Raw genomic sequence first — 12,968 nt, 5'->3', positions numbered from 1 at the left:
CTGCCTCAACTGCTTTCGCGAACACGTCGCTGCGCGCGCGTACAGCGGTCGAGATAGTCGTCGAGTTGAACCAGGCCCAGTTCCGCCACCACAGAATCGAGCGACAATCCCGGGTCGCGGCGCGCCACGGAAAACAGATGCTCCTCGCCACGCGTTTCCACCCGCACGCGCTCCCCATAGCGTTGCTGCACGGCAACGATCTTCTCGGCCTGTCCGTCGGTATGGAACCATCGCTGGTCGAGATCGATATCCCAACTCGTCAGCCGCCCCCAGCGGCTGGTCGTGGTCAGGACAGTGCCCGTGCGGTCGATGATCTTGCCGCAATAGGATTGCACGGACGAAACGACGACGAAATCATGCATCCAGGCATAGGCCTGCAACGGAAAGCCGCCCTCGTATGCGGAGATCCAACACACCAGTTGGGCGCCTTGCGCCTTCATTTCCGTCCACAACTCACGCCAGTTGAGGTCGAAGCAGATGGCGAGGCCGACACGCCCGATGTCGGTCTCGAAAACGCCGGCTGATGCACCGGGAACGACACCACCCTCGATCTCCCCTTCGGTGGGATGGCGCTTGGAATAGGTGCCGATCCGCTCCCCATCGCGACCGAACAGAACGGCGACGTTAGAGGTTCGGCCGTTTTCTCGCTGCAATGCGCCGGCGACCACATTGATGCGATTGGCCCGCGCACGTTCGGCCAGTGCCGCAAAAGAAGGGCCGTCCGCCGCCTCTGCGAACTCCGCACTCCGCTGGCTGGTCAGACCGGCCGTGGCGAAGGTCTCGGGCAGGCAAACCAGGTCCGCCTTCTGCGCGCCCGCCGCATCGATCAACGCGAGACCGCGAGCCAGGGTCGCGGCCGGATCCGGCTCAGACAGATTGTAGGGCGGCGAGATAGCTTCGAGCGTCGCCATCGAAGTCGTCGCGATACGTACCGGTTTGCTCATCTGTCCCACTCCACCAGCGTGCCTTTTCATTGGGTGATGCGGCCCTGCGCCAGGTCTCGACGGCGCAGGGCCGTGCCGAGAGCGTCGATGGCGACGATGGCGATAAGGATCATCGCGCGAATGGCGATCTGGCTGTACGTCGGCACGCCAAGCAGATTCATGCCGTTGTTCAGGATCCCCAGCGCCAGGACGCCGAAGAAGGCGCCGATGATACCGCCCTTGCCGCCGAGCAGGCTGGCCCCACCTATCAGTGCGGCCGAGATGGACATCAGCGGAGCATCCGCTCCCAGTTGCACCGAAGCGGAATTGAGGCGGGACGCGACCAGCACGCCCGAAACCGCGGCGAGCGCGCCACTGATCGAAAACGCGACCATCAATCCGCGATCCACGGACACCCCGCCGAGGAATGCCGCATCCTTGCTGCCGCCGATGGCATAGAGCGCCCTGCCCTCGCGGGTATGGCCAAGGAACACCCACAGGACTCCGAGCAGCGCAAGCACCACCAGCAGCGAGACCGGCACGGGTCCGATCTGTCCCCCGCCCCACCAGGCGAAGGCCGGGTCCTGCCCCGACAGCGATCTCTGCCCGGTGTAGGTCAGCAGCAAACCTCGCACCACGCTCATCGTGCCGAGAGTGGCCACGAACGCCACGATGCGGCCCCGGGTCACCAGCAATCCGTTCACGACGCCGACCGCGAGGCCGAACAGAAGCGCGGCGGCCACCGCCGTGAGCGTGCCATAGGGCTGCAGGCCAATGGCGAGAGCAGCCGCCATCGCCATGGTGGAACCGACGGAAATGTCGATGCCGCCGGCGATCAGGACCACGGCCTGCCCGAACACCATGGGCGCGTCGAGGGAAATCTGGCGGGCGATGTTTTCGATGTTGGAGCCGGTGGCGAACGTCCCCGTGCTCGTCGAGCCGAAAGCTACGACAAGACCGAATACGATGAGCGCGGCGCTGTGCTTCTCGAAGATACCGATGAAACGCCTCATCTGTGCCCCATCAGTTCCGGCGCAACATGCTGTCGGCCCACACCACCAACAGGAAGACGCTGCCCTTTGCGATCTGCTGCGCTTCCGTGGGTACGTTGAGCAACACAAGAAGATTGTTCATCACCCCGAGCACCACCACGCCGACGATGGTACGCAGGGCACCGCCCCGGCCGCCGAACAGGCTGGTGCCGCCGAGCACGGCGGCGATGATGGAATCGAACTCCATGCCGAAGCCGGCATTGGCAACGGTCGAATTCGTGCGCGAGGTCATGATGATGCCGGCCAGCGCCGCAAGCGAGCTGCACATCACGAATGTCGCCAGCTTCGTGGCGCCGATCCGCAAGCCGGAAAACCTGCCGGCAACCTCGTTGAAGCCGATGACGAAGACGGTGCGCCCGAAGATGGTGCGGCGCAGCAGGAATTCCAGCACAAGCGCAAGCAGGAAAAAGGCCACAACAGAAACGTGCAGGAAGCCGAACAACTGGCCCCGGCCGAGCACGTTGAAAGCCGGTATCGTCGCATAAAGCGTCTTCGACTGCGTCAACGATAGAGACAGCGAATAGACGAGGAGGTTGGTGCCGAGCGTGACGAGAAACGGATTCGCACCGGTGAGAAGCACCAGCAGGCCATTGAGCAGGCCGATGCCGGCGCCGGCGAGCAGACCGACCGCGATGGAGGAATAGAGGCCGAAGCCGTTGATCTGGGCGAGGACCGTGACGATGCCGGCAAAGCCTACGACCGCAGCCACGGACATGTCGAAGCGGCAGGTCAGCAGCAGGACCGTCTGTCCCAGCGCGACGATGCCGAGGATCGAGATGGCCCACAGAATGTTGAGCAGGTTGCGCGGCGTCAGGAAAACATCGGAAGTGAGGCTGCCGGCAATCAGCAACACCACCAGCAATATCAAGGCGGTGTGATTGCGCAACGGCTCGTACCACCGCGTGCGCACGCTCCCGGAAGAATTGCCGGGAGCGCGTTGCAAGGTGGATTGGGCCAGACCGGCTTCGGACACTGTGTCGACCATCCCGACGCCCCTCGCTCAGCCAGGCTCGAAAGCCGCTACCAGCACTGCGCCATCCAGTTGTCGACGGTATCGGGCGTCACCGCCGCGGTCGGCGCAAGAATGGTGCGGGGGATGAGCCGACCGTTGGTTACGTCATAGGCCGCGCGCACGGTGTAGACACCCACCAGATAGCTCATCTGCAGAGCGGTTCCGTACATCTCCCCATTCTTGATGGCCGCGCAGGCTTCCTTGTTGCCGTTGACGCCGAAAACCTTGATCTCGCCTTGGCGGCCCTGCGCCTTGATCGCCTCCAAAGCACCGAGCGCCATCGGATCGTCATGGCCGAACACGGCATCGATCTCGGGGAAGCGGGTGAGCAGATCCTGCATGACGGTCAGCGCGCGGTCCTTGCTCCAGTCGGCAGGCTGCACGGCGATGACTTCGATCCCGGATGAGGCATCCTTGAACGCGGCTTCCATTCCTGCGGTGCGGTTGACGGAGTCGGTCTGTCCAACCTTGCCCGTGATGACGGCCACCTTGCCCTTGCCGCCCAACGCCGTATTGATCATCTCGCCCACGGCATAGCCCTGGTCGAAGGACTGGCTGCCCACGAACGCCTTGGTATAGGCGCGTCCGTCGGCATTGGTATCGGCGTTCTGGGTCAGCACCGGAATGCCGGCTTCGCTCGCCTTGGCGATGGCCGGGACGACGGCAGCGGGATCGACAGTGTTCACGACGATGACGTCGGGCTTGCGCGAAGTGCAGTCCTCGATCATCGACACCTGCTTGACCGGGTCGAGAGCGGGATCGAAATAGGTCACCGTTGCCCCGAAGATCTTGGCCTCGTCATCCATGCCGGCCACCAGCGCGGTGATCGAGGGATGGTCTGCGCCATTGTGCACCACGCAGATATTCGGTGCCGCGGCAAAGGCCATCGAACCAGCGAACAGAGTGCCCGCCAACGCCGACCCGGCGAGTATTCTTCCCAGATACCTCATTGCTCCTCCTCCCTTGGGCGCGCACCCATCTTCGCTTCCATCGAGCAGGAAAACCCTTTTTCGACCCGCGGAAGCCAGATGAAGGCCGTCATTTCCGTCACCAGCAGGCGACATTCTTGTAATACTATATGTTCAACACATTGATTGAAGACTGTCAATCGAGATCGCTGCCACGGTCGTTCGGACCGGCGCCCCGAGACGGAACGACATCTGCACAAGGTGGCTCTCGTCAGACAGGCAAATGACCAAGGCGCTGCCCTGTGTCGGCGGGTGTCGGGACGACAGAAACTGCCCCTCGATTTGGTTGCGGCGACAGAACGCGTGGCGAGCGAGCGTCGCATCCGCCGAAAATCCGGCACATGACCGTTGCATCCCCGATCTCTTGCTGCAAGAGCCCGGCGTACGGTCTATAGCTGTATCGGAGGTCAGCCCCTGTCGGGTTGTGCGGCCTGTCGCTGGAAATGATCCGGTTGCCGGCTGCCGCTTGCGATCTCCTTGCGCGGCGGGTGGTGGAGACGATGTCAAGAGCCGACGATTTCGACATATTGAAAGAGAGGTTCGACAAGATTGCCGACGACGTCCCGCTCATCCTCTGGAGCGTCGACGCCGATGGACGACACGACTACATCAATCGTCAGTTGAGGGAATTCGTCGGCGAACGGATAAATTCGGTCGATGCCGAGACCTGGACGTCGCTGGTGCATCCCGACGACAGGGAGCGCGTCGAGCAGCAGCGAAGACAGCTTCTCGTTTCCTGCGAGCCTTACGAGATCGAATATCGCCTGCTGCATCACAGCGGCGAATATCGCTGGCTGCGCCTCAAGGCGTCACCGAAACTGGACGAGAACGGGCGCGTCGTGCGCTGGTATGGAACCTCCACCGACATACATCTCGAAAAGACCGTAAGCCTGGAACGCGAACTCGTCGCGCACGAGCTCGACCATCGCATCAAGAACCTTTTTGCGCTCGTCAACGGGCTGGTCAGTCTTTCCGCGCGGGAATCGCCCGAGCTTTCGCCTCTGCTGCACATATTGAGGAAGCGGCTGGAAGCCCTGCACAACGCGCATCAATATCTGCGCATAAGCGGCACACAGCCGGGCTCGGTGGTGAAAGGCGGATTGAAGGGCCTGATCGAGGCAGTCCTTAGTCCCTACAGCGCCAACAACGGCACGCTAGCCGCAAGGCTCGATGGCGACGACATAGCGATCGACACCGGGGAAATCACGTCCTTCGCGCTGCTTTTCCACGAACTGGCGACCAATTCCCTGAAATACGGCGCCCTGGCCGCAAACGACGGCCGATTGTCGATCCGCATTTTCAGCGGGGCGCAGATCTTGCGCCTGCTCTGGGCGGAATCCGCAGCTTCCATTCCGGCCCGCCGCCCCTCGCACAGCGGCTATGGGTCGACGCTTCTGAAGCTGACCGTGGAAAAGCAGTTGTCCGGTCGGATCACGCGGCGGCAGGGCCAGGGATATCTCTGTTACGTCCTGACGATCCCCAGGCGTCGCGGCTCATAGCAGCGGCGTGCGGTGGCGGCCCAGGGTTGCGCCAGGCGCCCCGCGCTTTTCCACTGACCTCAAAGCAGATCGGCGCGCGCCAGATCGCGCATCAGATGGCTGGTGCCGTAGGTCCATGGCGGGCATTCGGTCGAGAGGCGGACACGGTTGCGCAGCGTGCCGAGCAGCGGCGTGGAAATCTCCACGATATCGTTGAGCTTGTGCGTGAAGCCCTTGCCGGGCCCGTCGCGGTCCATCGTCGGGGCAAACATCGTCCCGAGCATCAGCACCAGGCCATCGGGATACTGATGGTGATCGCCGATGGTGGCCGATACCAGCGCCTCCGGCGAGCGGGAAATCCGGGCCATGTTGGAGGTACCTTCCAGCACAAAGCCGTCCTCGCCCTCGATGCGCAGCGACAGCTCAGCCCTCTTGACGTCCTTAAGGGTGAAAGAGGCATCGAACAGGCGCACGAACGGCCCGATCGCCGCCGAGGCGTTGTTGTCCTTCGCCTTGCCAAGCAGCAGTGCCGAACGCCCTTCGACGTCGCGAAGATTGACGTCGTTGGCCATCGTTGCGCCTGCGATCCGTCCCTTGCTGGTGACGAGAAGCGCGATTTCCGGCTCGGGGTTATTCCACTGGGAGATCGGATGCAGCCCGACATCGGCACCGTGGCCGACGCTCGACATGGGCTGGGCCTTGGTAAATATCTCCGCGTCCGGCCCGATCCCGACTTCGAGATACTGGCTCCAGATTCCCCGGCCGATCAGGACCTGCTTCAGCGCCATCGCCTGGTCCGACCCCGGCACGATCTTGCTGAGGTCGGTGCCGATCAACTCCGTCACCTCGTTGCGAAGCGCGTCGGCGCGGGTCTTGTCGCCGAGCGCCTGTTCTTCGATCACCCGCTCCAGCAGCGAGGCCACGAATGTGACGCCCGAGGCTTTCACCGCCTGCAGGTCGATGGGGGAAAGCAGTCCGACCTGCTTCGACCCGGGTTCGGCCGCATGTGCCAGCACGGCGTCGGCCTCGCCGACCAGATTGCCGCGCGCATTCTGTACATGACCGGCCGGATCCTCGCTTTCGGCAATGTCGCGCACGGTCGCCATCGACTTTTCCGTGATGTCGTACAGCCCCCCGTCCCTGACCGTGACGATGCGGGGGTATGAATAACCCGGTATCTGGGCGCGGCCGACGAAAATGCCATGGTGCGGAACGATCATGTCTTGGACTGCCTGCAATTAAAGGTGTGTGGCGGCGGCGACGCGTATCTCGCCCACGCAACGTGTCTGGCGGCCGGCCCCGACCGATAGACGGGGCCGGCCGGTCCGAGATCAATCGCGCTGTGCTTCCCAGCCCTTGTACTCGCCGACATTGTCGCGGGTCACGAGGTGCGAATCCAGCAGCACGACCGGTTGCTCCGGCTTCTCGCCATTCAGGGCCTTGAAGCCGAGGGCGACCGCGGTGCGGGCCATCATGTAGGGGTCCTGGCTGGCGGTTGCGTGGATCGACGGATTGCCGGGGTTCTTCAGCTCGGCCTCGAGATCGGGAGCGCCGTCGACAGACGTGATGATGATGCCGTCGCGGCCGAGCTGCTTCATGGCCAGGCTGCTGCCGATCGCCTGCGGGTCGGCAACCGCGAAAACGGCGTCGATCTTGGGAAAGCGCGTAAGCTGAGCCTGCATCACCGAAAGGCCGCCGTCGCGAGAGCTCTTCCCGTCCTGGTCGTCGGAAAGGACCTTGATGCCCGGCGCCTTTTCGAACACCGACTTGCAGCCGTTCACGCGATCGATGATGGCGGAATTCTGGGGCCCGTTCTGGATGATCACGTCGCCCTTGCCGTCGAGCTTGTCGACGATGTACTGGCAGGCCACTTCGCCCGCCTGCACGTTGTTGGTGGTGACGGTAAGATCGGCGCCCTTGGCGGCAGTATCCACCGAAACGACGACGATGCCGGCGGCCTTGGCCTTCCCGATGGCCGGGGCCAGAGCGTTCGGATCGCCCGGATTGAGCAGGATCATGTCGACACCGGCCGCAATGAAGCTGTCGATCTGATCGACCTGCTTGTTGAGGTCCTGCTCGAACCCGACGGTCGTGACCTTGACATCGGGATTGATCTTCTTCGCCTCGCTTTCCGCACCCGACGCGAGGGCCACGAAAAACGGATTGCCGAGCGAAGCCAGCGAGATGCCGATGGACTTTAGCTCGCCGGCCGTGGCCGCCGAAACGCCGAGCGACAGGATCGCCGTGGCGGTCATTAACATGCGCTTCATTGTATGTTCCCTATGCTGATGTCGGCATTACGGACATGTCCTGAACGGCAGCCGACTTGCCGCTCCGGCCATTGCCTCCCTAGGTCCGAGCCGACCCTTTCAGGCGATACCGGTCGAGCGTCACCGCGCCCACGATGACGAGCCCCTTGATGATGAATTGCCAGACGTCGGAGACGCCGGTGAGGATCAGCCCGTTCGAAAGAACGGCGATGATGAGCGCACCGATCAGCGTGCCCCATATGGTGCCCACGCCGCCCACGAAGCTGGTACCGCCAAGGATCACCGCCGCGATCGCGTCGAGTTCGTAGGCCTGGCCGAGCTGGAGGCCGTTGGCCGCGAGAAGGCGGGTGGACGACATGACCCCGCCCAGTCCCGCAAGGAACCCGGAAGCGGTGTAGACGAAAAGGAGCACCAGCCAGACCTTGATGCCCGACAGGCGCGCAGCGACTTCATTGCCGCCGACCGCATAGATGCGCACGCCGAGCGCCGTGAAGCGCAGGATGAACCACGAGACGAGGATGACGGCGAAGGCGATGACGGTAAGCCAGGAGATGCCGAAAAATGCGTTGCCGTTGAGGAAGGCAAAGGGCAGTTCGGGATTGAAGACCGTCTTGTCTTCGCCCAGCAGGCGAGCCAGTCCGCGAACCGCCGTCAGGGTGCCGAGCGTGACGATGAAGGGCGGCAACCTGCCGAAGGCCACCAGGGAGCCGTTGCAGAAGCCCAGGAGCATGCCGAGGCCTATGCCGGCGGGAATGCCGAGATAGCCATAGGCGCCCGGCAGCAGCGAGGCGATGACCGCCACCATCGCCGAGGCGGCCAGCACCGAACCCACCGAGAGGTCGATGCCTCCGGTGAGGATGACGAATGTCATCCCCGCCGCCAGCACGGTGTTGATGGAGGCCTGCTGCGCGACGATGGACAGGTTCTGCGTCGCCATGAAGCGGCCTTCGGACCAGGCTTGCGACAGGCTGCCCGTCTCCACATAGCCGCTCAGGAACTGGAACATGAGGCCGATCAGGATCAGGATCGGCAGCATGCCAAGGGCATGGAACGATATCTTGAGACCACGCTTGCGCCGTGCGCCGGGTTCCATGGGTGTGTCGGTCGCCGTCATGGAGCTACCTTCCTGTCTTCGTGGATTTCCTGATCGCCACTGGCGCCGGACGAGCCGGTCGCGATGGCGATGATCGTTTCCGAATCGATCGCCATGCCGGTGTCGCCGCCCACCTCGCCGGCAATCACGCCTTCCCGCATGACCACGACGCGATCGCAAATGCCGACCAGTTCGGGCAGGTCACTCGAAATGACGAGGATGGCCGTGCCTTTTTCGGCGAGTTTTTCGATGATGCGGTAGATTTCCGATTTCGCACCGATATCGACGCCTCGCGTAGGCTCGTCGAGCATGAGCACCTTGGGATCGGTCTGGAGAAGGCGTGCCAGCAGCACCTTCTGCTGGTTGCCGCCGGACAGCGAACCGACATTCACCTGCGGCCCCGAAACGGCGATCTTCATGTCGTCGATCGCCGCGCGGGTCCGCCGCCCGGCCGCGGAGAAATCGAGGAGCCCGAAGCCGCGGCTGTCGCCGCCCATCGCGGCGATGTTCACGTTCTGGGAAACGCTCATGTCGAGGAACAGGCCCTCGTGCTTGCGATCCTCGGTGAGATAGACGATTCCGGCTTCGATCGCGTCGAGCGGGTTTTTCAGATCCTGTTCGCGACCGTTCAGCGTCACCGTCCCCGTGGTCTTCTGATCGGCGGCGTAGACCAACCGGGCCAGTTCGGTGCGGCCGGCGCCGACGATGCCGGCAAGGCCGAGAATTTCTCCGGCATGCAGGTCGAGCGACACGCCGCGAACCTTGCGTCCATCCGCCATGTTGCGCACAGACAGCACGACGGGTCCCGCCTTGTAGCCGGCGCTCCTGTCCTTCTGGTAGAAGCTGGAGAGGTCGCGCCCGACCATCATCTGCACCAGCCTGTCTTCGGACAGTTCGGCGCGCTCGATGCAGCCGACATAGCGGCCGTCGCGCAGAACGGTGACGCGGTCGCTGAGATCGTAGATCTCGCTCATGCGGTGGCTGATGTAGATGATGGCCAGGCCCTGACCGCGCAGCCTGCGGATGAGCGCGAACAGGCGCTCGCATTCCGTGGACGACAGCGAGGTCGTCGGCTCGTCCATGACCAGGATGCGGCAATCCGACAGCAGCGCGCGGGCGATCTCCACCTGCTGCCTCTGCGCCAGCGAAAGCCCCCCGACCTTGTCGGCGGCGCCGAAGTCGACCCCGAGCTGCTCCAGCACGCCGGCGCAGGCGCGATGCATCGCCGCGCGGTCCAGAACGCCCATGCGGGACTTTTCGTGGCCCAGCAGCATGTTCTCGGCCACGGTCAGGTTCGGCGCCAGCGCCAGCTCCTGATAGATGATGGAGATACCCAGTTGCTTGGCATGCGCCGGCCCGCTTATGGCCACCGGACGCCCGTCCACCTCGATCACGCCCGACGTGGCTTTGTGGGCGCCCGACAAGACCTTCATCAAGGTCGACTTGCCGGCACCGTTTTCTCCCATCAGGGCATGGATCTCTCCCGCATAGACATCGAGATTCACGCCATTCAGTGCCTTGACCGGACCGAAATGCTTGGCGATCTCCCGCATCTGCAGGATGGGAATCCGGTTCGGCTGCCGGCGGTCGGGGCGCGGATCGGACATGACCTCTTCCTCAGGAAGCGCGTGCTTCGGCCACCAGCCCGGACTGCTCCTGCGACAGGAACATGCGGTTCCAGGTGGGGCTGATGACCAACTCGTTCAGGCAAACCCGGCTCGGAAGACGGCAGATCATGAGGATCATGTCGGCCAGGTCCTGCGGTTGCAGCATGCGGTCGCGCTCTTCCTGCGGCACGGGCACAGGCCGGTTCTCGAGAACGGGCGTGGCGACTTCGCCCGGGCAGAGCGCGCAGGAACGGATGTTGTTGTCGAACTCTTCCATGTTGATGGCATGGCTCATCGCCACCACCGCATGCTTGGCGGCGCTGTAACCCGCGCCGGCCAGCTTGTGGCTATGGCGCCCGAGCCACGAGGCGGTATGGATCATCAGGCCGCCGCCCTGCCCGCGGAAGATCGGCAGAACGCTCGTCACGCAATAGAAGGCAGCGGCCAGATTCGTGGAAAGCAACGTGTCGACGCCCTCTGGCTTGAGCGACGCAGTTGCCCGATCGCGAATATTGACGCCCGCATTGTTGACCAGGACGTCAAGCCGGCCGAAGCGGCTGAGGATGCCCCGGGCGATCTCCTCGACCCTGGCCGCATCCGTGAGGTCGCCCGGCTCCACCGCCGCCTTCCCGCCAGCCGCCACGATGCCGGCCGCCACCGCTTCGAGCGGCTCGCGCCTGCGGCCCGTGAGAACGACGGTCGCCCCGGCCGCTGCCAAAGTGGCGGCGGCGGCTTCGCCGATGCCGCTGCCCGCACCGGTGACCCAGACAACCTGTTTGGCCAAATCTGCCATGAGCATGAACTTCCATTTCTTGAATTTCCGCGCTTAGGTTTCATATAAGAAACTTTGTGTCAACACAGAAACAAGCTGAAATTTCCTTTGCCCCCAACACAGGTCGGCGCTACCATTGCGGGTGAAAGCCCGATCTGCATCAACTCGGTAACCTGATCCCGGATAGGAAAATAATGCTGCCTGCAAATACCGCTCGGTCGATAGGCGAAGCCCTGCGCGAAAGGCGCGGCTATCACGGCTGGACACTGGCGGACGTTGCCGCGAAAACCGGAATTTCCAAGTCGACCCTTTCGAAGATCGAAAACGACCTGATTTCCCCGTCCTATCAGTCGATTCTGCAGCTTTGTGCCGGCCTGGGCATCGAGATCAGCGATCTCGTCTCCAACTCCACGGAAAAGGGCGACGACATGCGCCGGCTGACCGGCCGCCGCAGCATTTCCTACGGCGCCTCCGGCCTCACCATGAGCGACGACAATTTCACCTATACGTATCTGTGCACCGATATCGCGCACAAACGGATCATTCCGATGATGATCGAGGTTCGCGCGAACTCGCTCAGCCAAATCGGCGGCCTGTGGAACCATGTCGGCGAGGAATATCTCCATGTCCTTGAGGGAAGCATCGAGCTGAGGACGGAATTCTACGAGCCCACGCTCCTGAAAGCGGGAGATTCCGCCTATTTCGACAGCACCATGGGCCACGCCTACCTCGCGGTCGGCGACAAGCCGGCCAAGCTTCTCGTCATGTGCTCCAGCGCGACGCCCAACCTTGCCCAGACGCTGCGCGAGGTGCTTTCCGAGCGCCTGGGCAAGCGGACCCAGAAGAAAAACCCGTGATTGCCATCCCGTTACCGATCTGAAACAAAATTTTCTTTTTGGAAACTATTGACAACTCGGGGCGACCTCTGCCCTATCCCGGCAGGTTCAACTTTCTATCGGTGTCGCCGTGTCCAACGCAGATATGCTTCTTTCTCTCATCAAGGGGGCGAAACTCGTCGATTTGTCCGTGCTGACGGGCGAAAACCAGCCCTCGTCGCCGCCGGAAGGCCAGCGGTTCGGCCAGTACATGATGAACCACTACACCTGGCCGCGTGGCCAGTTCCTCGAATATGTCCAGGTCCATGACGACCATACCGGCACGCATTGCGATGCGCCGTGCCACATGATTCCCACGCTGGAAAGCGGCCTGCCTCACGCCAACGAATACGGCTCGGTCACCATCGATCAGCTCGACCTCAACGACATGATCGGCCCGGCCGTGGTGGTCGATGTCCGTCCCCTCATCGAGGCCGCTCCGAAAGGCGAGAAGACCAACCTTGCCCAAAGCCCGGTCATCGACAGGGCCTATCTGGAGGCGTGGGAGAAGGAGAACGGCCCCTTTGCCGCCGGCGATATCGTGCTGTTCCGCACCGACTGGTCGGACACCTATTTCCGGCCGTATCCCGAGGGCTTCAAATACGACCGCTCTCATCCCGCCCCCGGCGCGGATGCGATCGAGTTGCTGCACGAGCGCGGCGTGAAGCATATCGGCATCGACGCCCGCGGCATCGGCCTGATGCAGGACGACTACACGCCGCATTGGGCAGCGCTGGGTTACGGCATGATCGCCACGGAAAACCTCACCAACCTCGGAAAGCTGCCGACGCGCGGCGCGATCTTCATCTTCCTGCCGCACAAGTTCGAAGGTGCGACGGGCGGCATGGGCCGGGCGATCGGCCTGATCAGCCAATAGCACGACGGCACGGCCGCGCCATCGCTGGACGCGGCCTTGCC

At 63.2% G+C, this 12,968-nt stretch carries 12 protein-coding genes; 3 read left to right on the top strand and 9 right to left on the bottom strand.

Annotation, left to right across the window (positions count from 1 at the left end):
• Positions 1-5 precede the first annotated feature (5 nt).
• Genes ACTDI4_RS10260 through ACTDI4_RS10245 form a run of 4 tightly spaced genes read right to left on the bottom strand, consistent with a single transcriptional unit; the run spans position 6 to position 3,937 of the window.
• On the bottom strand, positions 6-944 hold the full coding sequence (locus ACTDI4_RS10260; RefSeq protein WP_442841056.1) for a carbon-nitrogen hydrolase family protein: 939 nt from the start codon (positions 942-944) through the stop codon (positions 6-8).
• 26 nt (positions 945-970) lie between these two features.
• Entirely contained in the window at positions 971-1,936 is a 966-nt protein-coding gene (locus tag ACTDI4_RS10255; protein ID WP_442841055.1) for an ABC transporter permease, read from the bottom strand.
• Positions 1,937-1,946: 10 nt separating this feature from the next.
• Complete coding sequence (locus ACTDI4_RS10250; RefSeq protein ID WP_442841054.1) at positions 1,947-2,960, bottom strand: ABC transporter permease; 1,014 nt, start codon at positions 2,958-2,960, stop codon at positions 1,947-1,949.
• A gap of 35 nt (positions 2,961-2,995) precedes the next feature.
• Entirely contained in the window at positions 2,996-3,937 is a 942-nt protein-coding gene (locus ACTDI4_RS10245; RefSeq protein ID WP_442841053.1) for a sugar ABC transporter substrate-binding protein, read from the bottom strand.
• Between the two features lie 518 nt (positions 3,938-4,455).
• On the opposite strand from ACTDI4_RS10245, the gene ACTDI4_RS10240 reads away from it, so the two are divergent.
• Positions 4,456-5,454, top strand: coding sequence for a sensor histidine kinase (locus ACTDI4_RS10240; RefSeq protein ID WP_442841052.1), 999 nt, complete (start codon positions 4,456-4,458; stop codon positions 5,452-5,454).
• Between the two features lie 59 nt (positions 5,455-5,513).
• Here ACTDI4_RS10240 and ACTDI4_RS10235 read toward each other — a convergent pair whose 3' ends face one another.
• From ACTDI4_RS10235 to ACTDI4_RS10215, 5 genes are all read right to left on the bottom strand, one after another.
• Positions 5,514-6,653: a fumarylacetoacetate hydrolase family protein gene (locus ACTDI4_RS10235; protein ID WP_442841051.1), complete on the bottom strand. Its 1,140-nt coding sequence runs from the start codon at positions 6,651-6,653 to the stop codon at positions 5,514-5,516.
• Positions 6,654-6,764: 111 nt separating this feature from the next.
• Positions 6,765-7,703, bottom strand: coding sequence for an ABC transporter substrate-binding protein (locus ACTDI4_RS10230; RefSeq protein WP_442841050.1), 939 nt, complete (start codon positions 7,701-7,703; stop codon positions 6,765-6,767).
• A gap of 79 nt (positions 7,704-7,782) precedes the next feature.
• Complete coding sequence (locus ACTDI4_RS10225) at positions 7,783-8,817, bottom strand: ABC transporter permease subunit (RefSeq protein ID WP_442841049.1); 1,035 nt, start codon at positions 8,815-8,817, stop codon at positions 7,783-7,785.
• Positions 8,814-10,403, bottom strand: coding sequence for a sugar ABC transporter ATP-binding protein (locus ACTDI4_RS10220; RefSeq protein ID WP_442841048.1), 1,590 nt, complete (start codon positions 10,401-10,403; stop codon positions 8,814-8,816). The genes ACTDI4_RS10225 and ACTDI4_RS10220 overlap by 4 nt, the downstream gene beginning before the upstream one ends.
• 10 nt (positions 10,404-10,413) lie before the next feature.
• Positions 10,414-11,196, bottom strand: coding sequence for an SDR family oxidoreductase (locus tag ACTDI4_RS10215; RefSeq protein ID WP_442841047.1), 783 nt, complete (start codon positions 11,194-11,196; stop codon positions 10,414-10,416).
• A 173-nt stretch (positions 11,197-11,369) separates the two neighbouring features.
• Here ACTDI4_RS10215 and ACTDI4_RS10210 point away from each other — a divergent pair, with 173 nt between their 5' ends.
• Together ACTDI4_RS10210 and ACTDI4_RS10205 are read left to right on the top strand one after the other, a co-directional pair.
• Entirely contained in the window at positions 11,370-12,032 is a 663-nt protein-coding gene (locus tag ACTDI4_RS10210) for a helix-turn-helix domain-containing protein (protein WP_442841046.1), read from the top strand.
• Between the two features lie 109 nt (positions 12,033-12,141).
• The gene (locus ACTDI4_RS10205) at positions 12,142-12,927 is read left to right on the top strand and encodes a cyclase family protein (RefSeq protein WP_442841045.1); all 786 of its coding nucleotides are present in this window, start codon (positions 12,142-12,144) and stop codon (positions 12,925-12,927) included.
• Positions 12,928-12,968 lie beyond the last annotated feature (41 nt).

It is taken from the genome of Mesorhizobium sp. PUT5 (assembly GCF_052216645.1).
GTDB lineage: Bacteria > Pseudomonadota > Alphaproteobacteria > Rhizobiales > Rhizobiaceae > Mesorhizobium.
The sequence above is the reverse complement of the archived record's forward strand: the minus strand, read 5'-3'. Positions and strand labels throughout refer to the sequence as shown.